The 329-nt window shown below is 68.4% G+C and carries 1 protein-coding gene; it reads right to left on the minus strand.

Going from position 1 to position 329, the window contains the following annotated elements; genetic code table 11:
- On the minus strand, nt 1-329 hold a 329-nt coding region (locus MWU75_RS19655; protein WP_247094150.1), incomplete at both ends, for an HNH endonuclease signature motif containing protein.

A 329-nucleotide genomic window follows, 5' to 3' on the forward strand; every position in this document is an offset into this window, starting at 1 on the left:
AGGTGACGTCGCGGTTGGCGTGGATGACCGCGTCCCAGTGTTTCTTGGTCTTCAGGTCGTGGTGGGGTTCGTCCAGGGGTTGGCCGTTGCCGATGCAGGTGTGCCCGCCGGCGGTGCCGTATTCCTGGACGTGGTCGATCTGGGCGCGGGAGGCCGGACGCAGGCAGCCAGGCATGCGACAGAAGACGTCGGCGGCGATGATGTGGGCACGCATCGCCTTGTCGAACTTGTAGGCCGTGGTGGAGCGCTCGATGAGGGCCCCGGTGGCCGGGTCGGTCACCAACCGGTACAGCGTCGAGCCCGGGGTCAGCGCCAGGATCCGGGCCTCC

The organism is Ornithinimicrobium sp. F0845, from assembly GCF_023015765.1.
GTDB lineage: Bacteria > Actinomycetota > Actinomycetes > Actinomycetales > Dermatophilaceae > Ornithinicoccus.